Source organism: Trichocoleus sp. AS-A1, from assembly GCF_039962015.1.
In the GTDB taxonomy this organism is placed as follows: Bacteria; Cyanobacteriota; Cyanobacteriia; order Cyanobacteriales; family FACHB-T130; genus FACHB-T130.
This window is the reverse complement of record NZ_JAMPKG010000002.1, coordinates 161073-181276: the sequence shown is the minus strand read 5'-3', so window position 1 is coordinate 181276 and position 20204 is coordinate 161073. Positions and strand designations below refer to the sequence as shown.

22 protein-coding genes are annotated in these 20204 nt (G+C 47.2%); 9 read left to right on the top strand and 13 right to left on the bottom strand.

Features of this window, described 5'->3' with window-relative positions; translation table 11 throughout:
* The first annotated feature begins 751 nt into the window (after positions 1-751).
* The 3 genes from NC994_RS02470 to NC994_RS02460 all read left to right on the top strand — a co-directional run bounded on the left by NC994_RS02470 (position 752) and on the right by NC994_RS02460 (position 2240).
* Positions 752-976: a hypothetical protein gene (locus tag NC994_RS02470; protein WP_190415469.1), complete on the top strand. Its 225-nt coding sequence runs from the start codon at positions 752-754 to the stop codon at positions 974-976.
* Between the two features lie 116 nt (positions 977-1092).
* The gene (locus NC994_RS02465) at positions 1093-1254 is read left to right on the top strand and encodes a hypothetical protein (RefSeq protein ID WP_190428556.1); all 162 of its coding nucleotides are present in this window, start codon (positions 1093-1095) and stop codon (positions 1252-1254) included.
* A gap of 644 nt (positions 1255-1898) precedes the next feature.
* Positions 1899-2240: a hypothetical protein gene (locus NC994_RS02460; protein WP_190440968.1), complete on the top strand. Its 342-nt coding sequence runs from the start codon at positions 1899-1901 to the stop codon at positions 2238-2240.
* Positions 2241-2312: 72 nt separating this feature from the next.
* Here NC994_RS02460 and nadB read toward each other — a convergent pair whose 3' ends face one another.
* Both nadB and psbU read right to left on the bottom strand, forming a co-directional pair.
* Positions 2313-4085: an L-aspartate oxidase gene (nadB, locus tag NC994_RS02455; protein WP_190440965.1), complete on the bottom strand. Its 1773-nt coding sequence runs from the start codon at positions 4083-4085 to the stop codon at positions 2313-2315.
* A gap of 225 nt (positions 4086-4310) precedes the next feature.
* Positions 4311-4745, bottom strand: a complete 435-nt coding sequence (gene psbU, locus NC994_RS02450; protein ID WP_190415476.1) for a photosystem II complex extrinsic protein PsbU — start codon at positions 4743-4745, stop codon at positions 4311-4313.
* A gap of 242 nt (positions 4746-4987) precedes the next feature.
* On the opposite strand from psbU, the gene NC994_RS02445 reads away from it, so the two are divergent.
* From NC994_RS02445 to NC994_RS02435, 3 genes are all read left to right on the top strand, one after another.
* Positions 4988-5626 carry a peroxiredoxin gene (locus NC994_RS02445; RefSeq protein WP_190415478.1) on the top strand — a complete coding sequence of 213 codons (639 nt, stop codon included), beginning with the start codon at positions 4988-4990 and terminating at the stop codon, positions 5624-5626.
* Positions 5627-5800: 174 nt separating this feature from the next.
* Positions 5801-6385 (top strand): Uma2 family endonuclease, encoded by a 585-nt coding sequence (locus NC994_RS02440; protein ID WP_190440962.1) that lies wholly within the window; start codon positions 5801-5803, stop codon positions 6383-6385.
* 64 nt (positions 6386-6449) lie between these two features.
* On the top strand, positions 6450-7424 hold the full coding sequence (locus NC994_RS02435; protein WP_190440959.1) for a cysteine synthase A: 975 nt from the start codon (positions 6450-6452) through the stop codon (positions 7422-7424).
* Between the two features lie 69 nt (positions 7425-7493).
* Here NC994_RS02435 and NC994_RS02430 read toward each other — a convergent pair whose 3' ends face one another.
* Both NC994_RS02430 and NC994_RS02425 read right to left on the bottom strand, forming a co-directional pair.
* Entirely contained in the window at positions 7494-8252 is a 759-nt protein-coding gene (locus NC994_RS02430; RefSeq protein WP_190440956.1) for a 4'-phosphopantetheinyl transferase superfamily protein, read from the bottom strand.
* 12 nt (positions 8253-8264) lie between these two features.
* Entirely contained in the window at positions 8265-8459 is a 195-nt protein-coding gene (locus NC994_RS02425; protein WP_190440953.1) for a hypothetical protein, read from the bottom strand.
* Between the two features lie 90 nt (positions 8460-8549).
* On the opposite strand from NC994_RS02425, the gene NC994_RS02420 reads away from it, so the two are divergent.
* Together NC994_RS02420 and NC994_RS02415 are read left to right on the top strand one after the other, a co-directional pair.
* Positions 8550-9872 (top strand): NAD(P)/FAD-dependent oxidoreductase, encoded by a 1323-nt coding sequence (locus NC994_RS02420; protein ID WP_190440950.1) that lies wholly within the window; start codon positions 8550-8552, stop codon positions 9870-9872.
* 196 nt (positions 9873-10068) lie between these two features.
* A complete protein-coding gene (locus NC994_RS02415) occupies positions 10069-10356 on the top strand; it encodes a (2Fe-2S) ferredoxin domain-containing protein (protein ID WP_190415734.1) in 288 nt (95 codons plus the stop codon).
* 10 nt (positions 10357-10366) lie between these two features.
* Here NC994_RS02415 and NC994_RS02410 read toward each other — a convergent pair whose 3' ends face one another.
* From NC994_RS02410 to NC994_RS02380, 7 genes are all read right to left on the bottom strand, one after another.
* Positions 10367-11371: a folate-binding protein YgfZ gene (locus tag NC994_RS02410; RefSeq protein WP_190440947.1), complete on the bottom strand. Its 1005-nt coding sequence runs from the start codon at positions 11369-11371 to the stop codon at positions 10367-10369.
* A gap of 158 nt (positions 11372-11529) precedes the next feature.
* Positions 11530-12174, bottom strand: a complete 645-nt coding sequence (locus NC994_RS02405) for a Uma2 family endonuclease (protein WP_190440944.1) — start codon at positions 12172-12174, stop codon at positions 11530-11532.
* Positions 12175-12423: 249 nt separating this feature from the next.
* A complete protein-coding gene (locus NC994_RS02400; protein ID WP_190440941.1) occupies positions 12424-13035 on the bottom strand; it encodes a hypothetical protein in 612 nt (203 codons plus the stop codon).
* A 10-nt stretch (positions 13036-13045) separates the two neighbouring features.
* Positions 13046-13774: a Tat pathway signal protein gene (locus NC994_RS02395; RefSeq protein WP_190440939.1), complete on the bottom strand. Its 729-nt coding sequence runs from the start codon at positions 13772-13774 to the stop codon at positions 13046-13048.
* Between the two features lie 2 nt (positions 13775-13776).
* The gene (locus NC994_RS02390; RefSeq protein ID WP_190440937.1) at positions 13777-14298 is read right to left on the bottom strand and encodes a hypothetical protein; all 522 of its coding nucleotides are present in this window, start codon (positions 14296-14298) and stop codon (positions 13777-13779) included.
* Between the two features lie 187 nt (positions 14299-14485).
* Positions 14486-14992: a hypothetical protein gene (locus tag NC994_RS02385; protein ID WP_190440932.1), complete on the bottom strand. Its 507-nt coding sequence runs from the start codon at positions 14990-14992 to the stop codon at positions 14486-14488.
* Between the two features lie 39 nt (positions 14993-15031).
* Positions 15032-16057, bottom strand: coding sequence for a DUF389 domain-containing protein (locus NC994_RS02380; protein ID WP_242032608.1), 1026 nt, complete (start codon positions 16055-16057; stop codon positions 15032-15034).
* 274 nt (positions 16058-16331) lie between these two features.
* Between NC994_RS02380 and NC994_RS02375 the strand changes: the two genes are divergently transcribed.
* On the top strand, positions 16332-18179 hold the full coding sequence (locus tag NC994_RS02375; RefSeq protein ID WP_190440927.1) for a serine/threonine protein kinase: 1848 nt from the start codon (positions 16332-16334) through the stop codon (positions 18177-18179).
* Positions 18180-18234: 55 nt separating this feature from the next.
* On the opposite strand, the gene NC994_RS02370 is transcribed toward NC994_RS02375, so the two are convergent.
* Both NC994_RS02370 and NC994_RS02365 read right to left on the bottom strand, forming a co-directional pair.
* The gene (locus NC994_RS02370) at positions 18235-18771 is read right to left on the bottom strand and encodes a hypothetical protein (protein ID WP_190440924.1); all 537 of its coding nucleotides are present in this window, start codon (positions 18769-18771) and stop codon (positions 18235-18237) included.
* Positions 18772-19042: 271 nt separating this feature from the next.
* On the bottom strand, positions 19043-20197 hold the full coding sequence (locus NC994_RS02365; RefSeq protein ID WP_190440922.1) for an alanine--glyoxylate aminotransferase family protein: 1155 nt from the start codon (positions 20195-20197) through the stop codon (positions 19043-19045).
* Positions 20198-20204: the final 7 nt, after the last annotated feature.

Genomic DNA, 20204 nt, shown 5'->3' with positions numbered 1-20204 from the left:
CACACCCCTCACCACCAAAAAAGTTGTTACAAAACTTTACATTTTGGGGGAGCGATTAGCCGAGAGTCCTTATCAAGGGGGTTGAAGGATGCTTGCAGTCAATCCAGATAAAGCAATACCTTGAAACCTACGTACAGCCTAGACGTCAAGAGAGACTGAGAGACACACTAAGCGATCGCTTCTGTTAGCTTTGTATTTACTTGATCTGTACTTTGTCTACCCAAATCGCTTATCTCTCAAGCAGTGCGTGCAGATTGAGCTTTCTCGCCTGATTGACTGAAAAAACTCCCCTCCTTCCTATCCCTGCTACCTATAGCAGTCTTCAAGGATTCGTGAAGCCTTGCTCCCCGGCTTCTTAGAGAAGTTGAGAAGCTGAAGGGCTGGCATTCCACAACTCAAATAGGATTGCTATAGTTAGTTGAATTTCTCCAGCGTAGCTGCTGCTTAAACGAAATTCGCCCAAAATAGTATCAGTGGTTTTGGTCGCAACAATGCTATATTTGATAGCCGTTATCGTTCTTATTTAAATTTGTTTTTATAAATTGACGGCGACTTAGGGCGTAAAATTTAAATTCGATCTATACTAATCCCTCAGACGATCCCCTGTATTTTTCCTAAGAAAAGTTTACCCATTAGGGTGATGTGTAAAGGAGGTGAGGAGGGAAACATGGTAATAGCTTGATGGAATGACCCTAAACAGGGCAACTTGACAACAAGTAGCCTGCATATTCGATTTCAAGAGGTTTTGGATATGTCCTTGCTTTTTTTAATCCCTTTAGCAATCTCGATAGCATCAGCCTTCGTCATCTTTGAGAATTCTCACGATGAAGTTGCCATGCTTGCTGCATCAGCAGCATCTGTCAGTTTGATTCTATGTTTGCTCTTTTTGCCTTGGCAAGTCCAGCTTTTGGTGTTGATGTTTGTCTTAACGATTACTAGACGGGTTTCTGTGCCAAATCAGAGCAAATTTAGGTAAAAAGAGAATAATTTATGCTGCGCTTTCCTGTACAGCGAACTCCAATCCAGTCTCGATCTAGGTTGTTAGAGCTGGATTTGGTAACGCTGATACTTAACCTCTAACTGAAACATCTGATGAACTGCTGCCATTTTGAACAGCAGCTATCGTTTACAGGTTCTTCGGATAAACTCATCGACTCTCAAGAGTTTATTTGCTTTGGTAGGTATATCCCAGTTTGCCCTGCCATCCTAAGCGTGAAAAGGCGCGATCGCTGGAACCTCTACACCCAGCGCTGAAACTGCCCTTTCTTAAACACAGTCTTTACCAGTGCTGCCTTGTGCTTTTCGCCTTGATAATTCACTTAATAGAGTTTGGTGTGAATACGCCTACTTTTTTGGGATACGTCATGAGCTGAGGATAGAACCATGTTTGTCCTCTAGTTGTTTGGCGCTCGGCACGCATAGCCGCGCCATTGCTTGTGACAGATGTGTAAGTCCTGACGATTTTACTTCATGTCTGCAATGGATACATCTAGTGCCCCTCTTTAAAAAAGACCTGGGGATATCTGATATGTCGTCTCCAAAAATGAAAGGTATAACACCTGTCTTGAAAGCTTCAATCAAACTTTTAGCAATTAATACCAAAGGAAGAGCCTAAATCATTTTTGATTTGATAATAACTTTTTCGAGAAAATAAAAATACGAAATATTAAGCTTATAAAAATTTTCCGGATTCATTGCCAGATCTATCGTTGAAAATACTGAATACTAAACTTACAAATAAACGTTTAGTTGACCACTACACAGAAACGCCTGCTATTGTCAGAAAATCACTCGAACAACTTCCACAGCTTTGTTTAGCATACCTTACTACAGATTCTAACTTTACAAATTCTTTGTAGAAGCTCAAGTTTTTATAAAGAGAACGTAAAGAAAAAGATTTGATAAAGGTACTGGCTACTGAGGTTTTCAGTGGATATACTGATATTACTGGCACTCCCAAAAGTGGCACTCCCAAAAGTCTAGGAACTGTAACGGGTGTTATGAGTAATTACTTTCGATTCACAGGAACAGCAACTTTACTGATTGGGTTGCAACTATTCAGCCCCCAGATGGTGTCTGCCAGAATCGACCCCACTCTTCCCAACAACAGCCCGTCAAACAGCTTCTGGAGTGCTGCTGAGACCCAGAATTTACTAAAATCTGGCGGGGAAGGGAAAGCATTTCAACCGAAAGATAACGGCCCTCCGGCTGGTGATGGAACGGGTGCAGGAACGCGCTGAACCAGGCAAAGGTAAAGGTCAAGTAAAAGTTAAAAGGCAAGGATAAAGAAGTTTGTTCTTTCTTAGAACTGTTTAGTTTTGCAGAGGGGGAGATTTCCACCAATGCTGATGTTGAACTAAGGTGTGAACTTGCCAGCTTGGCGAGGTTTGAGAGAAGTCAGTTCGGTAGTGTCCGCCTCGACTCTCTGTACGAAAAGCAGCACTTTTGAGAATTAGATACGCTACATCTAATAAGTTGTGGGTTTCTCCCCAAGTTCGCAGTTGTTGGTCGGCATCGGGTAAGTCGAAACTAGCGCGCTGACCGGGGATTAAATTCATCAGGTACTGACTCAGAGACAGAGCAGCAAATTCTTGTTGCCAAACTTCGATTTGAGCGATCGCATTCTCTAAAACCTCTTGCGATCGACAAATTCCAGCACTTTGCCACACTAAGCGCGGTAACTCTTGCCGTAAAGCTTCAATTTTGTCTCGTTCGGTCGAATCGCAGATGAATGATGAGGGATGAGAGAGAGTCAAAGGGGAAAGTTCTCCCATGCTTCCACTGTCTGGTTTTTCTTGTATTGTTTCATCCTGCATCCTTGCTGTTTGAGCCTTTCGAGTCTTTCCTTCTTGCTTCTGACTGCTTTCTAAATGAGCCAGTTGGGCACCAAACACCAAACATTCCAGGAGGGAATTACTGGCGAGACGATTGGCACCGTGAACGCCAGTACTAGCTGTTTCCCCAATCGCATATAAACCGGGAATCGAGGTGCGATTCATTAAATCGCTGGCGACGCCTCCCATCCAGTAATGAGCCGCTGGCGCAACCGGAATTGGCTCGTGAAAGACATCAATTCCCCACCGCTGACACACCTGGATAATGTTAGGGAAACGGTGGCGAATCTTTTCTTGGGGAATTGGGCGCAAATCTAAGAAAACGTGACCTGTGGCAGGGTCGGCTGCGATTTGCTGCAAGTGGCTAAAAATCGCTCGACTGACAACATCTCTCGGTGCGAGTTCACCCGCTGGATGGTAATCAAAGGCAAATCGTCGTCCTTGGGAATCGACCAGATGAGCGCCTTCCCCCCGGACTGCTTCGCTAATCAAAAAACGAGGCGCACCCGGCTTGGTGAGGGCTGTAGGGTGAAATTGGACAAATTCTAAGTCTCGCAGGATAGCCCCAGCACGCCACGCGATCGCTACCCCATCTCCCGTACTGACCGATGGATTTGTCGTTTGAGCAAATACTTGACCTCCGCCGCCTGTCGCCAGCACCACCGCACCCGCCCTTATCCAGCTAATCTGATTTTGGTAAACCAGGCAAATTCCCTGGCACTCACCAGTTTCAGGATTGAGCCACAGACTTAGGGCAAATGCTTGAGAGATAATCTGGATATTCTGACGACGCAGCACTTGTTCGGTTAAGGTACTCACCATTGCGCGACCCGTCGTATCGGCAGCATGAAGCACGCGGGGACGAGAATGAGCCGCCTCTAAGGTCAAAGCGAGATAGGTTCCTTTGCGGTCAAAGGCAACGCCCATATCCACGAGCGAATCAATGCAGGATGCAGCCTCCTCTACAAGAAACTGTACGGCTTCTTTGTCACACAAACCCGCCCCTGCCCGCATTGTGTCCTCAATGTGCAGCAAAGATGAGTCTGTCGGGTCAATTGCAGCCGCGATGCCGCCTTGCGCCCAGTCGCTGGCAGAAAGGGGCAGAGTATCCTTTGTAATCAAACCAACTTGATACGAGTCTGGCAGGCAAAGCGCTGCATAAAGTCCGGCTGCACCAGCGCCTACTACTAAGACATCAAAGTGGATAGGTATTTCCTGCTGGGGTAAAGATTCTGAGCTTATAGGGTTCAATGATAAGTTCCTTAATACTTCCACTCATAATAAATAACCCACTCCATTGAGGAGTGGGTGGTGAAAATGAGTCGTTAGGGGCGAATGTTCTTGTTATGGTCTAGATTCCGAGTGTAAGGTGAGTTTAGCTCACCCGGCTTGCGAAATCTTTTCCTTGATAGTCACGACTCAGCACGATTAGCAAATCGCTACGTCTATGCTCAAAGGGCTATAGCACTCAGCACTTTAGTAGTAACCGTTGTTATAGCGATCGCCACCTTCCACGAAGCTTGATTCTATTTCTGTCACCGTGAAATTATCCAGGTTCGCTTGAAGCCGTTCTTTTTGACCGTCACTTAGCCCTGGAATTTGCAGGACATCTTCTACTTTCTTGTAAGGTGCATTATCGACAACTTTGCGAGCCAGAGTGGGGTACAGCCCTGGATATTGCCGAAACGCTCGCACATTGGTGTTGTTCAAGTCAATCTTTTTCCCGAACTCGGTGGCTAGCTTATCATCCGCCCGATTCCGGAGGGGTGCCTCGACTGCTGCCAACACTGATGAAGAGTGCAGTGCTACACCCGTCAAATCGGCTGCAATAGCGCTTTTGGGCAGCCCCATCCATCCTAAGCAGCTCACCAACATAGCCAACACTGTCAGCAGACGAACCAATCGTTTCATAAACTTAAATCCTCCTGACACAGCATGATTGAGGGTACCATGTCCTCAACTATTAGTTTAATTTTTGTTTTCTATCCTCTCATCTTATTACCTCTCGGTACCCACTCCACCTCAACTCTGGAACAATTGGAAGTTGGCTAGTTTTCCCAAATCTTAATAAAGAGCTAAACTCCGACCGGGAAACTGGGGTTTTGTGGCAATATAGAAGATCGTTCCTCAAGGTAGTTCACAGGAAATTCAATATGGTTCTTAGATTAGGCGACCAAGTACCCGACTTCACTCAGGATTCTACACACGGTCAAATCAACTTTTATGAGTGGGCTGGCGATAGCTGGGTAGTGCTATTTTCTCACCCCGCAGACTTTACGCCCGTTTGCACCACAGAACTTGGCGAAGTCGCTCGTCTCAAGCCAGAATTTGACAAGCGCAACGTGAAGGCGATCGCACTTAGCGTCGATGATGTTGACTCCCACAAAGGGTGGGTTGGTGATATCGAAGAAACTCAGAGTGTTGGTCTTAACTACCCAATTCTGGCAGATCCGGATAAGAAGGTCTCTGACCTTTACGACATGATCCACCCCAACGCCGCCAACACCGTAACGGTTAGATCGGTCTTCGTCATCGATCCGCAGAAGAAACTGCGTCTCACCTTCACCTACCCCCCCAGCACCGGACGTAACTTCGATGAATTGCTGCGGGTAATCGATTCGCTGCAACTGACGGATCACTACAGCGTAGCCACTCCAGTTAACTGGAAAGAGGGAGACGATTGTGTAATCGTTCCTTCGCTGAAAGATCCCGAAGTATTAAAAGAGAAATTTCCTAAAGGTTACACGGAAATCAAACCTTACCTGCGGATGACTCCCCAACCGGACAAATAGTTTTGAGTGGGTAAGTGAGCGATCGCTGTGCGCGATCGCTCACTAGATAATTAACAATAGCCTGATGGGTCGAAAGCTAATCGTCCGTCAGGCTATTTTCATTGGTTTGAGTGAGCCAACAGTAAAATTTTGGAGTAGGCGTTGCCCACTCTAACTGAATCGAGGAAATCCAGAATGCTTTCTTCTCCCCTAGTTGTGCGAATTCCGCCATCAATGCCAATGACAGACGAACAGTTTTTTGAATTTTGTCAAATTAACCGCGACTTACGCATTGAACGGAATAAAACTGGAGAAATAGTCATCATGCCCCCAACTGGTTCAGAGACAGGAAACCGCAACTTTAATATAGCTTTGCAGTTAGGGATGTGGGCAGAGCAAGATAAAACAGGTATCTGTTTTGATTCCAGCACGGGATTTATTCTATCAACGGGTGCAGAAAGGTCGCCTGATGCTTCATGGATAAAACTGGAACGATGGAATGCTTTATCCCCAGAACAACAACAAAAATTTGCCCCCATTTGCCCTGATTTTGTGATTGAACTGAGGTCAGCTTCGGACAACTTAAAGCCTTTGCAAGAAAAAATGCTCGAATACATGAGCGAGGCAGGATTCCAGCTAGGCTGGTTGATTGACCGGAAAAACCGCCAAGTTTATATCTATCGTCCCGGTCAAGAAGTGGAATGTATAGATAATCCCGACACGGTAAATGGCGATCGCGTTTTGCCTGGATTTTCCCTCAACATGACTAAAGTTTGGTAAAAGTCGAGTCGGACTACCGCGATACGCCAAAATTTTTATAGGGAAGAACTTAGGTAATTTCAGAATGGATATCAAAAAGGGTTTTGTAGAGACAGTTGGCAACACACCGCTCATCCGCTTAAACAACTTCAGCGATGAAACAGGTTGTGAAATTCTGGGAAAAGCAGAATTTCTCAATCCAGGCGGTTCTGTGAAAGACCGGGCAGCACTTTATATCATTGAAGACGCCGAAAAAAAAGGTTTGCTCAAACCTGGCGGTACAGTCGTTGAGGGAACCGCTGGGAACACCGGCATCGGTTTAGCTCATATTTGCAACGCCAAGGGCTACAAATGCCTGATTATCATCCCAGATACCCAGTCTCAGGAAAAGATGGATGCTTTGAGGACGCTGGGCGCAGAAGTTCGTCCCGTTCCAGCTGTACCTTACAGCAACCCCAACAACTATGTCAGGCTCTCCGGCAAAATTGCGTCTGAGATGGAAAACGCGATTTGGGCGAATCAATTTGATAATTTAGCCAATCGACAAGCGCACTACGAAACTACCGCAAAAGAAATCTGGGAACAAACGGACGGTAAAGTTAATGCTTGGGTTACAGCCACGGGAACTGGCGGCACCTTAGCGGGTGTAGCGATGTACCTGAAAGAAAAAAATCCTGCTGTTAAAACCGTCTTAGCCGACCCGATGGGCAGCGCCCTCTACAGTTATATCAAGACGGGTGAAACGAAGAGTGAGGGCAACTCAATCACAGAAGGAATTGGCAATAGCCGCGTCACTGCCAATATGGAAGGCGTACCGATAGACGATGCTATCCAAATTGATGACACCGAAGCGGTACGGGTTGTCTACAGACTCTTAAGAGAGGAAGGACTGTTTCTGGGTGGCTCCACAGGAATCAATGTAGGAGCAGCCGTAGAACTCGCCAAGCAGATGGGGCCAGGTCATACGATTGTGACCATCCTCTGCGATAGCGGCGCTCGTTATCAGTCACGGCTGTTTAATCGGGAATGGCTAGAATCGAAGGGACTTTCACCCGATTAGAAAGGAAGCAAAGGGGAGGCGGTGAGAATTTTCACCGCCTCCCTACCCTCAGCATTTAGTCGTTTTTATCTAACCATTGCTAGCATCCCATTGCCAGCAGCGGGTGCAAGTGCCAGTTCCTTCCACAGCAAGAGCGGCTACGTAGTCGAGTTCCGGTTTCAATTCTTGGAGTGACCAGCGCTCGCTTTCAATGCGATCGCCTTCAATGCTTAGCAGCATCGCTGGTTCCCCTGGAGCCAGCGTTACCTCAATTTGATCCAGAGGTCGAGCCAGCCCTTCTCCAATTGCTTTTAGATAAGCTTCTTTGCGAGTCCAGGCGTTTAAAAATGCTTGCTGCTTCTGATGTGCAGGCAAAGCACGCAGCACGGAATTTTCTCGCGCCGAAAAGAATCGTTTAGCGATCGTTTCAACTTCGGCAACAGAACGAATGTATTCAACATCGACACCGATCTGGCGATCGCGTGTTACTGCATACAGGCAGATATCTTGAGAGTGAGATAAATTAAACCGAAGGTTACTTTCTCCGTGCGTTCCAGCTAATGCTGGCTTGCCACGGGAGCCATAGCAAAATTGCACCTCGACCGGGTTGATTTCTAAGTAGCAACCCAAAATTGTCCTGAGCAGACCTCGCCCAATGATGAAACGCTTCCTGTCCCGCTCAAAGTGGAAACGTGCGGCTCTTATTTGCTCATCTTCAGAAAGGATTTGTTGCAGATGCTGAACGTGAAATGCCGATTGGTAGAGGGAAGCACGCCAGACATGAACATCATTGCGCGATAGCGCTAAGTCAGTTGGTGGAGAACGCCACACACAATCAATATCAGTCATCAGTCTGAGCCATCAGTTTAGCAAATTATTATAAATATTGGCAGTGCTACACCAGTAATGATAGCCATCTCTATTAATTAACCCTTGCCCATGCAAATTTGCCCACCCTGTTCCTCTTCTCAAACTGCCAAAAATTGTCGCATTCGCAACGATAAACAACGGTTCAATTGTCATCAAAACCAGCGATCGCTCCGCAACTGATAGCACCCCACTCCACAACCAAAGTGCCGCAATAGCTAATCGCTTTAGCCATTAGTCTTCGATATCAAGCTTATTTACACCCACCCCTGTAATGATATGAACGGCAAGCTAGACGGCACAAGGCATCAGAGAAAGGTCAGTTCTGATCCTTCGGGTGGGAGCGCAACTCCCACCCGAATTTGCATTCTCGGTGGGGGCTTTGGCGGTCTTTACACTGCTTTGTACCTACGCCGTTTTTCCTTACTGAAATCAAATAAATGCGAAATTACTCTGGTTGAGCAAAAAGATCGCTTTCTTTTTACCCCCTTGCTGTACGAACTGGTGACAGACGAACTGCAAGCGTGGGAAATTGCTCCTTCTTATCAGAAGTTGTTAAAAAACACAGATATACGGTTCTGTCAAGAGATTATTCAGGAGGTTGATTTAAAAACGCGCCATGTAAAGCTTCAAGGGGGTGAAGTACTCGCTTATGACTACCTAGTTTTGGCAGTAGGGGGACAGACGCACTTGGGAGGCGTTCCCGGAGCTGACACTTATGCCCAAACCTTTCGCAGTTTGGCGGATGCGGAGCTTCTTAAACAACAGCTAGGGGAGTTTGAGATTTCCGACCGGGAACGAATGCAGATTGCGATCGCTGGCGCTGGTCCCAATGGCGTAGAACTAGCTTGCAAAATAGCCGACCGGCTACTGAAACGAGGGCAGGTGCTGCTGATTGACCGGGGCAATCAAATTCTTAAAACCTTTTCCGCTCATACTCAAGCTGCTGCTCGCCGTGCTTTATCCGCTCGTGGCGTGCGGGTGGAACTAGAGACGAGCATCAACCAGATTGAACCTGACCAAATCACCCTGGTTCGGGATGGTCAGACGGATACTTTGCCTGTAGATTTGGTCTTTTGGACGGCTGGAACCCAACAGATCAATTGGGTGCGCGAACTCGATTGCCAGCATAATCCCCAGGGACAACTGATTTCTTGCCCTACCTTACAATTAGTTGACTATCCAGAAGTGTTTGCCTTGGGGGATTTGGCGGAGATTTACAATCCCCGTGGCGCACGGGTGCCCGCAACCGCCCAAGCCGCTTTTCAACAGGCAGATTGTGCTGCCCGTAACATTTGGGCAGCGATCGCAGGCAGACGTTTACGGCGCTTCCGTTATTTGCATTTGGGAGAGATGGTGACGTTGGGAAAGGGTGCGGCTGCGGTCTCTAGCTTTGGTCTGAATCTAGAAGGACGCTTGGCATCTATTACCAGACAAGTCGTCTATCTCCAGCGACTGCCAACGGTGCCTCACCGCGTCCAAGTGGTGAGAAATTGGCTTCACCAAGCGATTCGGTGGGTTATTCTAACAGTCTGGAAGTTTCTGGCGGCGATCCAGCGGCAGTTAGTCAGGCTAGGGTTCAAGCGTTTGGGAAGGCGGTGATTAAAAGTGCATTTGGTTGTTTATCTTGACGATGCTTGGAGTTACCGCGATCGCTCACCATACCAAAATTGCCGCTAACCTAGCATCGTCGTGTTGTGCAATTGCCTTGCCTATGGTGGGAATCTGCCTGAGCTACCCTAGAGTTGTAGGCTTCGGCTTCTTACCCAAAGAAGCGGAAATTTTTCCAACCTTTACCTTGTCTTGCTCTAAAAGTATTTTGATTTGCCAAAACCGCAGCTGCCGCAAGCAGGGTGCAGCTAAAGTTTTGGCAGCTTTCCAGGCGTCTGAAGTTCCCGACGTCACTGTAACAGGGAGCCAATGTTTAGGACAATGTGGCAATGGCCCGATGGTATTGGTGATGCCAGAAGAAGTGTGGTACAACCAGGTTCATCCCGATGAAGTGCCAACAGTGATAGAACGACATTTGCGGGGCGGAAAACCTGTTGCAGCAATGCTTTATGGCAAATTTCACCAGCGTTCGTAGCGTATTGCCCCTAAACGTAGTCGTGTGTCACGAATGGCACCGCGACGAGTTCACCCTCGCTTTCTCCTACTTGTACTTTCAGCCCTTCACCACCGGCTTTGGTGCGGACGTAGCCGAGTCCAAAGGAACCTTGGTCGGTTTCAGTATAGCTGGTAAGTTTGCCGACTTTTTCTTCTCCGATAGAAATTACACTTCCTGGATCGGCGGGTGCGTTGAGTCGGACGCCCCAAAGGTGTTGTTTGACTCCTTTATAAGTGTTTAAACGGGCAATCGTCTCCTGTCCGATGTAACAGCCTTTTTCAAAGGAGATTGTTTGCCACAAGCCTGCTTCTAGCGGATTGTAATCCTCTGTTAGCTCAAGGTCAGGTGCGGGGCGTCCTTGTTCGATTCGCAGATGTTCCCAGACGCGATCGCTCATCGGGACTGCCCCAGATGCCGCTAGAGTATTCCACAGCGTTTCCTTATCAGCAGCGGAGAGGAGCAGAGTGTATCCTGGTGATGCCAAACCGCTGCCCACAGCTACCCGCACTTCGATATCCCCCACCGTCAATTGCTGATGAGAACCATCAGGTTGACCAATCATGGCACCCGCACCCAACTGTTCTAAGAGGGCATCACTCCCTGGCCCAATCAAGCTGAAGCTTGCAGTATTATCAGTTACATCGGTTAACTGCACCTTGTCGGCGAAAAAAATGTATTGGTCTAGCCATTTCATCAGCTTCTCGCGCCGATTGGGTGAAACCAGCAGCAGGACTGCATCTTCCATCACATAGGCGGTGGTTAAGTCAATCGTTCGCGCTGTTGATGTGACAAAAACCGTATCGCAGCCTTGTCCTGGCTTGAGTCGCTGGAAATCGTTTGTACTCTGGTTGTGCAAAAATCGGATGCGATCGCCTTCGGAAACTTGAATCCGTCCCCAATGAGAGCGATCGCATACAGCAACCCCCTCCCGCGCCGCTTGGATAGCTGCTGCACTCTTGTCGTCAAAATTGCCGTCAATTGCAGATGTAGGCATGGTGATTGTTGCTAATCGTTTCAATTTTTACCTAGCATTTCTGCTAGTTTCTCTGACTTGAAAATCTTATCAAATAAGACTAATCAGCTTCAATCCGGTATTCAATATGAAGCTAACATACTGTGCAAATCGCTCTGAGTAAGGATATCAGGCAATAGTTACTGCTGAAATTGGGATAATAACCAAGCACCCACTAAGCTTTGATTTTCTTGGCGACTGCGCTGCAAAGCTTCTACTAGCACCGAAATCGCTAATCCCGACAACACCTGAGACTCAGTAATTCTTTGACTTCCCCCAGCAGAGGTGATGGTAAAAGCAATAATTCTGATATTCACAACATCTACTACCCAATATTCCGCTACTCCTAAATCTTCGTATAGTAGACGTTTTTGCCCGATATCATCAGATAGTGAAGTATTCGCAATTTCAATCACTAAATCTGGCGCTGGATATTGGTCTAAGTTGATGATTGATGTTCCCCAAGGAATTATATCGACATTTTTGCCAATATAATAAGACACATCAGGTTGACTTTCTTGAACGCCTATTTTTCTATATGTACAGTTATCCCGTCCATGTATAGGAATGCCTTTGACGGTAGCGAACAGGTTAACGGCAAAGATAATAATAGTGTGATCGCTGGCGTGGTCAGAACCGATAGGTGATATTTCTATCCTCAATTGTCCATTTTGGTAATAGCCTTTCGCTTTTTCTAGTTGCGGATCTTCAATCGCCTGGATATATTCATCCCAAGTTGCTACAACCCAAGTTTCTGTCGGTATTTTTGTTTGTAGCTTACTCATAGTTAAGGCGTTTAGGGCGCGATCACTTCTACTGTGTAGTGTAATTTCTGGGAGAGTGAGCGTGCTTGGTTGTAGGGATGCGATCGCTTCTACTGTGTAGTGTAAGCTCTGAGAAAGCGATTGCGCTTGGTTGTGGGGATGCGATCGCTTCTACTATGTAGTGTAATTTCTGGGTGAGCGATCGCTATTTCTGGAGTTGATGCGGGAGCGATCGCCTACAGGAAACCATTAAAGATGCCTAAATCAAAACTAGGGTCTTAGTATTGCCCCAATTGCATCAATCCAATCATCCTGTCCTTTATATACATTTCTATAGGTTCTTAAAATTTGCGCCGCATTATAATTTCTGGTACCAACCCTATTGCCAGGACGGATAAATCTATTTATCCGCTCATGAATTCCATTGCTGCCAATCCTTCTGGTATGCTGCCCTCTAGTCAGGAGTACAGCAGGCATATCATTTTCATTCATCCCAAATAGACGAGCAAAACGCTTCTCTATTAAATGGTGAGCTTGAACTTTTTGCCCATTTAATTTCCAACTTATCCAAGCATGTCGTCGTGGATCATTCGCAAGCAAACCATAAGGGCCAATAATACTACCTCTGTTGGAACGATAAATTCCCTTTGATTGATCTAGCCATTGACCTCTACTTCTTGCAGGCACTCTACTCACCCATCTTGGCAAGGCTTTGGGAAGTCTTTTATCTAGCAAAGTCTTCGAGTCTTTAAGCGACTCGGATTCTGGATGGGTTGCGTTTGGAAGAATACTGGATTTAGCAACTCCTACTCCAGCGTCAAACAACAGACACGAAGCCGCTATAAGGATGACTGCACTAGAGCCAAAAATAGACTTTTTCATCACTATTTCCTCAAGCAAATTTAACTTGAACGGTGATATCTCGGCGGGGTTGACCGCCAGCTTCAACTATAAGCTGAACTTCACCACGCCCACCACGACCGGGTTGGATGAGGTCATAGCGAGAAGTAACTTCGCCTAAAAGTGTGCGGTAGCTTGTGAACCCTACACCATAACTTGCACCGATAGATGGATCGTTGTCTCCTTCCCACGTTCCCCAATCATCAAACTGCGATCGCACTGGCATAAGCGATCCTGCTACCTCACTAGGTGAAAGTCCTTGTTTCGCTAGAAATTGAGAAGCAACGTGAATTCCTGTCATCGTAGGACCGGAAATTTTAGCGGTGCTGATTTCACCCTGATATTCCTGAACAAAGCCAAACCCGACATTTGGCCCCCATTTATCTTGCTTTTGCTGACCCCAGAAAATAGTAGTTTCAGCTTGTGCAATTTGGGTTTTGTCTTGAGTAAATCGGCGTTCGATAAAATCTTTGTCAGCTAGTTGGATCTGTAGAAGTTCTTCTTCTGAAGGGCCAGATGCGCCGGATAATGCACGTCTAATTACTCTACCAGCACCAAAGCGTACCAAACTGCCAAAAACTCCACGAGCTGTTAATCCCCTAAGCAGAAAGCCTAAGATAAATGCTTCAGATGGTTTTGGGAAGAAAATACCAGAACTAGCTGCAAAAGAAGCCCCGCCTATAAGTGCAATGCGAGTAAACTTGCGTCGGTTAAGTATCATGACTATCTTCTGCTACCTGGAGATGAGGAAATAGGCTCAAGCAAGGCTTGAATTAACGAAACTCCAGTACTATAGCCATCATGATTGTCGGGAATTTCTATGGCGACACTGCTTGCTTTACTAACATCTAGCAACAACAAGGCTTTTTCACTCGGAGAAATCAACCGAGAAGCGGCTAGATTTCCATCAAGATACACTTTTACTTCTACAGGTTCATAACCCTGTAGAGTATCGTCACTACCAAATGCCAGACGCAGAGTTTTATACCTGGGTGCAGAGCCTGCGGGCCTAATTCGACAGCTAATTAATGAATTGTCCCGTATATAAAATATTTCTGTAAATACTTCTCTATTTATAGACACATCCCGTAAACTGCTACGTATCCTTACTCTCGGAACACAGCTACTTGAAAAGAGGAAAGTAGTGCGCTGTTGTGCTTGTGCTAGTTGCCCAGCTAATCCTGCAAAAGCTAGACATATTGTGCCAGATGCAGCAATTTTACGGAGCAACTTCATTTTATTCATGGTTACTGCGGCTCGTAAATTTTGGCTCAAGATACGGCATTGTATCTACGTGAGCCTAAAGTAACACTCAAAAATTGGTTTAAGTTCAGTAATATTACGTATTTTTAATATCTCCAGTTACAAATAGATTTATAGATTTGCTGATGCGCGATCGCGTCCTTTCCTCGCCTTTTAACGTGCGGACTTTTTAACTAGCGGGTAAGTCCGCAAACACCTTCTCCACTAGCTGTCGCGCTTTAGCGTCCAAGAGGTTCCAGTCTACATCGCCAGTGTCCTCTTCAATTAAGCTAGTATCAATTTCAATTTCCTGATTTTCGGGGTGAGCGCTCGCTCGATCGTAATTGCGAAAACAGACTTGATAACAAAGTTCCCATAAATCAACAGTAACTTGCTGATCTTGATGCTTCAAACAAAGGAGATAACCAGGGTAGGGATTAGGCATCGCCATTAAAGCTTGTTCTATCTCCGCAGCTTCCTCTGGAGAAGCAGATGCAAGCTGTTCTCTTAATAATGTAAAAGTGGTTTTAGTTTCCTCCGGTGTCCCTTCAGGCCAAATCAATACATCTTGGTAAGTTCCCTTCCAGTTTGATTGGTCTAGCTGTTTGCGAATCTGGTCGATGATTCGGATGAAAGCTGGTTGCATGAGCAATTCAGCTTGCTCCCAACTGGTAATATTTGTGAACTTTGGCATCATTCTTATCTTATAAAATTGAAAAAATGTGATAGAAAAAACTTAAGGTTGAGGTGAAGATGGTGACGAGACTGGAGTTTCTCGCTGTACAGTTTCGACTTGACTAACTTGAAAAATCAAGGTAAAAGGTTGACCCATCTTTTTGGCAACAAATTCTTCCAACAATCGCACTTGTTTAGGAGTTAAAACTTGCTCAGCGCGAACAGTAAGATAAACTTTAGGGGGGTTTGTTAACCAGTTGGACTCAGTTTTAACCAGTTCTACTCGCTGAAAAGTAATCGTATTCTTCAGTAGCGCCTGCTTCAAACTCGCTTCTAGTCGGGCTTGCCGGAGTAATTCTACAAAACTGATCCCTAAAGGAATCAAAAGAATCGCCGTCAAGGCAAGCGTCCAACTTAGGGCTTTCCTTGCTTTCGCTAGAGGGGTGTAGCCGGACAATAAAAAAGTCAGCATACAGGCAAGGGTAATCCCCAGCAAGTTCGTCATGTACAGCAGCGCTGCACCTTGACTCAGCGACCAATTCGCTTGGGCAATCCCCAACCCGATGACGCAAATCGGGGGCATCAGTGCGACAGCGATCGCAGTCCCCGCCAAAGTCCCAGAAATTTTGGGCTGCACTTTCGCAAAGCCACTAATGCCTCCAGCGACCACAGCAATTCCCAAATCGAGTAGAGTCGGTCTAGAGCGAGACAGCACTTCGCTGCCAAATTCTGGGAGTCCGACAAAGGAACCCAGAAGCATCGCTAAAACAATCGCCAGACACGTCCCCACGACGACCGCAACCAACCCTTTGCGAAACAGAATCACGTCGCCTTCTAAAGCGGCAAAGGCTAATCCGCGAATAGGGAACATCAACGGGGCAACGATCATCGCACCAATAATGACAGCCGCACTGTTAGTTAACAATCCCAAAGTAGCGATCGCGCAGGAACCAATAATCAACACGATGTAGTTCAAATCCATCGTAGATTCTTCCAACAGCCCCTCTCGCTGCACGCCTAACTCCTGCTGTGCCTTTCGTCGCCATCGCCGATATTTCGACCACTTCCAATGAATATTTTTTAGCAAATGAAAATAATACCCTAAAATTCTATCTGAAGCCTGATAAAAGCTCCGCTTGATGCTCAATATTCACAATGATCGCAATCCCTCCGCAAAATTTAGCTACTTCTCTGGGTGGAAATCAGCAGTGAATTATCGGTGTTTACAGGCAAGCTTCCTGAACCCTTCACACCCCAATCTGAAAAAATTAGTGAAATCTTTGACAAACTCTGCGGATTCGTTGGGTTTATCCGAGTGGTATTAATATTGAGCGTACATTCTTTTTTCGGCAGGTCGCACCATGATCGGGCGTTTATTAGACCAGCGTTACCAAGTTGTCCAAGCCTTAGGTGCCGGTGGATTCGGAAAAACCTACATCGCCAAAGACACCCGCCGTCCTGGTGCCCCAACTTGTGTTGTCAAGCACCTCAAGCCTGCTAGTAGCGACCCTCATTTTTTGGAAACGGCTAGACGGTTATTCACTAGCGAAGCCGAAACTCTAGAACAACTGGGAAATCACGACCAAATTCCTAGATTATTAGCCAACTTTGAAGAAAACCAAGAATTTTACTTGGTACAAGAGTTCATCGATGGGCATCCCCTCAGCGCCGAACTCTCACCCAGTTATCGTTGGGAAGAAGGTCAAGTCATCCAGATGCTGCAACAAGTCTTAAGCGTTTTGGAATTTGTCCACTACAACGGCGTCATCCACCGCGACATCAAACCAGACAACTTAATCCGACGCAACTCAGATAGCAAGCTAGTTTTAGTTGACTTTGGCGCAGTCAAGCTACTGCGAACTCAAACACTCATCAATCAAGCACAAGCCAGTGCCACCGTTGCCATTGGCACTCCCGGCTATATGCCAACCGAACAAGCGCAAGGGAGACCCCGCCCCAATAGCGATATTTATGCTTTGGGTATGATTGGCATCCAGGCGCTGACGGGGCTAATGCCACTGCAATTGCACGAAGATCCCCAGACAGGCGAGATTCTCTGGCAGCATCTAGTGGCGGTCAGTCCAGGGTTAGCAGGTGTTTTAACAAAAATGACCCGCTACCACTTCAAAGACCGCTATCAGTCAGCAACAGAAGCACTACAAAACTTGCAACAGCTAATCTATGGGGGTGGACAGCCAGGAGTGGGGGTTGGATATCCACCCATCGAGTACACATCCGCTCCGCCTCCGCCCCCAACTCCACCGTCTGAACAGAAAACCTTTGCAGTCGTTCCTCCACAACCAACAGCACAACCTACTCCAAAACCAATCAGTCACGAGTACAATCCTCCTGTTGTTGCTCCCTCGTCTAATAAATTTCCCCTAGCGATGGGGATCGGGGTAGCTATTTTGGTATTTGCGGTAGGGGGGGCTATTGCTCTTTATCAATCCCAACCCAAGAGTAATGGAGGGTCTAAGAGCAATCCGAATGAAGTGGTAGACAAAGTACAAGAGACTTGCAAAGTTTCGGATGGGCCATTAAATGTACGTTCTAGTCCTAACGCTTCGGTAGTAGGTAGCGTCAAACAAGGGACGATTTTATCTGTTACCGGCACTGCACGAAATGGTTGGGTGCCGATTAGTTCGCCGCTCAAGGGATGGGTATTTAGAAAATATATCGATTGTGGCTCATCGGCCTCAACGCCTACCAAGCCTTCTCCCACAACAACTCCCAAACCTTCTCCAGAAACGCCGAAACCTGTCGTCGATCGAGGACGGGAGATTATCGCACAAGCAACAGAAAAATTTCAGGCAGGAGATTTAGGCGGCGCGATCGCTCTCGTTAGATCCATTCCTGCTAACAGTCCTGCTTTCGGACAAGCGAGGGAAGCGCTACAAGAGTGGCCCCTGAATTGGTCAGTTGCAGAAGGGATATATAAGGATGCCCAAAGAGCTTTCGAGCAAGGTCGTTGGCAAGACGTTATTGCTGCTGCAAACGACCCTGGACTTCCCCAAATCCGGTATTGGCAAGATCGGTTACGCCAATTAGCTGCACAAGCCGAGCAAAAACAGAACGAACAAACACCGTCTCCCAGCCCCAGCGAAAGCCCCACCGAGAGTCCTAGTCCCACTGAAAGCCCTAGCCCGATTCAGAGTCCGAGTGAAAGCCCTAGCCCCACGGAGAGTCCGGCAACTGAGCCTTCCTTGTGACGACACTCAGATAAGTGCTAAGCGATCGCTTTCCGCTCAAATCGGGCACATTTCCCTACTTGCTCTCATCGGGAGGTGGAGGGAAAGGCACCAGCGCCGCTTGGAAGAAATAAACGCGACCGCAATATTGCGACCTGTTAGAACAGATCGTTTCTATCGCCACATTATTGACATTAGTAACATCAAATGACAAGGAATCTTTCTGCCCAGGAGCAATCGTGCGAGAATGCTTACGCTGTCCATCTAAATAAATATTGACCGTGGTGGGAGGACTACCGCTGTCGTTATCCCGCATTCCATATTCCAAATTCAGAGTTTGGAAGTAAGTGTCATAACCCTCCGGCATGATTCTACAGGTCATCGACACAAAAGCATTGCCTGGGGCCAGACTGAGACGGCTGGTGTAGACGGCTCTACCCACAGCAACATCTGACTTATAAGGACGCCAACGACCAGGGCCAGTACTCACGCATTTAGTCTCTGGGAGAGAGACCGTACGCCGTGCCTGTACAGCTTGATTGCCCAGAGTCGCCAAGACAAAGGACAGCAGCCCGCCAACAAGAAGTTGACTGATCAACTTGGTTTTTTGCATGGAGAGATCGCCAAGTTAAAAGGTAACAATCTTTACTAATGATACCGAATCCCCAGCCCCTGAATTAGCACCGACTCCAATAATAATCAGAATGGGAGCGCTTGAGTTAGAGAGAGCGCGATCGCAATGGGCTGACTGACAAATCAGATCGGACTAAAGGCGAAATCCCGGACTTCTTAGAAGTCCGGGATCTAAACCGCTGGCATCTCACCACTCAAATAAGACTGCAATATAAAATGCCTGCAACGCTCCAAACCCCTAAGAGATAGCGCTAGTGGGTGCTAAATACCCTAGCGGCAGCGGCAACACCAGCTCCGGGAGTAAAGCCTTCGTATCCGACTTCTCGCAGTGTCGCTTCCAGAGCAGCAACGGCAGCGAGGATATCGCGATCGCTCACAAAACCCAAGTGACCAATCCGGAAGATTTTTCCTTTGAGATGGTCTTGTCCGCCAGCCAGGACAATGTCGAACCGCTTTTTCATCACGCTACGGATTTGTTCTGAATCCACCCCAGTCGGTGCCACAGCGGTAATCGCCGGACTGCCTGCCCCTTCAGGCGCAAACAGCGGCAACGAGAGCGCATTCATCGCGTCGCGGGTGGCAGTCATCAGCCGCTGGTGACGGGCAAAAATCGACTCCAAACCCTCAGCTTTCATCATTTTCAGGGCAACGTGCAGCCCCACAAATAAGTTCACCGGAGGGGTAAAGGGAGTGGTGTTTTTGGCGGCATCTTTGCGGTACTTGCCCAAATCCAAGTAGTAGCGGGGCAACTTAGCCGTTTTGTAAGCTTCCCAAGCTTTCGGGCTGACAGAGACAAACGCGAGTCCTGGGGGAATCATGTAACCTTTTTGGGAGCCAGACCCCACCACATCAATGCCCCATTCATCAATCGGCAGATTCACCGCTCCCAAGCTGGTAACAGCGTCAACGATCATTAAAGCTTCACCGTGGGCTTTAACATGACGATTGATCGTTTCCAGGTCGTTGAGAACGCCAGTGGATGTCTCGCTATGGGTGACAATGACCGCTTTGATTTGTTTATCTGTATCGGCTTCGAGTTTTTCCCGGAATTGTTCTGGGTCGAGGGCTTGACCCCACTCAGCTTTTACCGTATCAACATTCAGACCAAAAGCTTGGCTAAGTTCTGCCCAGCGATCGCCAAATTTGCCATTACAGCCAACCAAAACGCGATCGCCTGGACTCAGGAAGTTAATGATGCCAGCTTCCATCGCCCCCGTGCCACTGGCAGTTAACATCAGCACGTCATTCTCGGTTTGGTGCAACCATTTCAGGTTTTGCGTCACCTCAGCCATCAGTTTGCTAAATTCACTGCTGCGGTGCCCAAATGGATGCTTGGCTAAGGCGAGTAATACCTGTTCCGGCACTGGTGTTGGGCCGGGAATCATCAACATTAACTTATCGTCCATCGATCTG

Bases quoted from the DNA above. Each gene is read 5' to 3' on its own strand.
- NC994_RS02400 (WP_190440941.1), bottom strand. From the start codon at position 13,035: ATGAAAAAGTCTATTTTTGGCTCTAGTGCAGTCATCCTTATAGCGGCT.
- psbU (WP_190415476.1), bottom strand. From the start codon at position 4,745: ATGAAACGATTGGTTCGTCTGCTGACAGTGTTGGCTATGTTGGTGAGC.
- NC994_RS02390 (WP_190440937.1), bottom strand. From the start codon at position 14,298: ATGAATAAAATGAAGTTGCTCCGTAAAATTGCTGCATCTGGCACAATA.
- NC994_RS02410 (WP_190440947.1), bottom strand. From the start codon at position 11,371: ATGCCTACATCTGCAATTGACGGCAATTTTGACGACAAGAGTGCAGCA.
- NC994_RS02370 (WP_190440924.1), bottom strand. From the start codon at position 18,771: ATGCAAAAAACCAAGTTGATCAGTCAACTTCTTGTTGGCGGGCTGCTG.
- NC994_RS02395 (WP_190440939.1), bottom strand. From the start codon at position 13,774: ATGATACTTAACCGACGCAAGTTTACTCGCATTGCACTTATAGGCGGG.
- NC994_RS02385 (WP_190440932.1), bottom strand. From the start codon at position 14,992: ATGATGCCAAAGTTCACAAATATTACCAGTTGGGAGCAAGCTGAATTG.
- NC994_RS02440 (WP_190440962.1), top strand. From the start codon at position 5,801: ATGCTTTCTTCTCCCCTAGTTGTGCGAATTCCGCCATCAATGCCAATG.
- NC994_RS02435 (WP_190440959.1), top strand. From the start codon at position 6,450: ATGGATATCAAAAAGGGTTTTGTAGAGACAGTTGGCAACACACCGCTC.
- NC994_RS02375 (WP_190440927.1), top strand. From the start codon at position 16,332: ATGATCGGGCGTTTATTAGACCAGCGTTACCAAGTTGTCCAAGCCTTA.
- NC994_RS02470 (WP_190415469.1), top strand. From the start codon at position 752: ATGTCCTTGCTTTTTTTAATCCCTTTAGCAATCTCGATAGCATCAGCC.
- NC994_RS02420 (WP_190440950.1), top strand. From the start codon at position 8,550: ATGAACGGCAAGCTAGACGGCACAAGGCATCAGAGAAAGGTCAGTTCT.
- NC994_RS02365 (WP_190440922.1), bottom strand. From the start codon at position 20,197: ATGGACGATAAGTTAATGTTGATGATTCCCGGCCCAACACCAGTGCCG.
- NC994_RS02445 (WP_190415478.1), top strand. From the start codon at position 4,988: ATGGTTCTTAGATTAGGCGACCAAGTACCCGACTTCACTCAGGATTCT.
- NC994_RS02430 (WP_190440956.1), bottom strand. From the start codon at position 8,252: ATGACTGATATTGATTGTGTGTGGCGTTCTCCACCAACTGACTTAGCG.
- NC994_RS02405 (WP_190440944.1), bottom strand. From the start codon at position 12,174: ATGAGTAAGCTACAAACAAAAATACCGACAGAAACTTGGGTTGTAGCA.
- NC994_RS02465 (WP_190428556.1), top strand. From the start codon at position 1,093: ATGAACTGCTGCCATTTTGAACAGCAGCTATCGTTTACAGGTTCTTCG.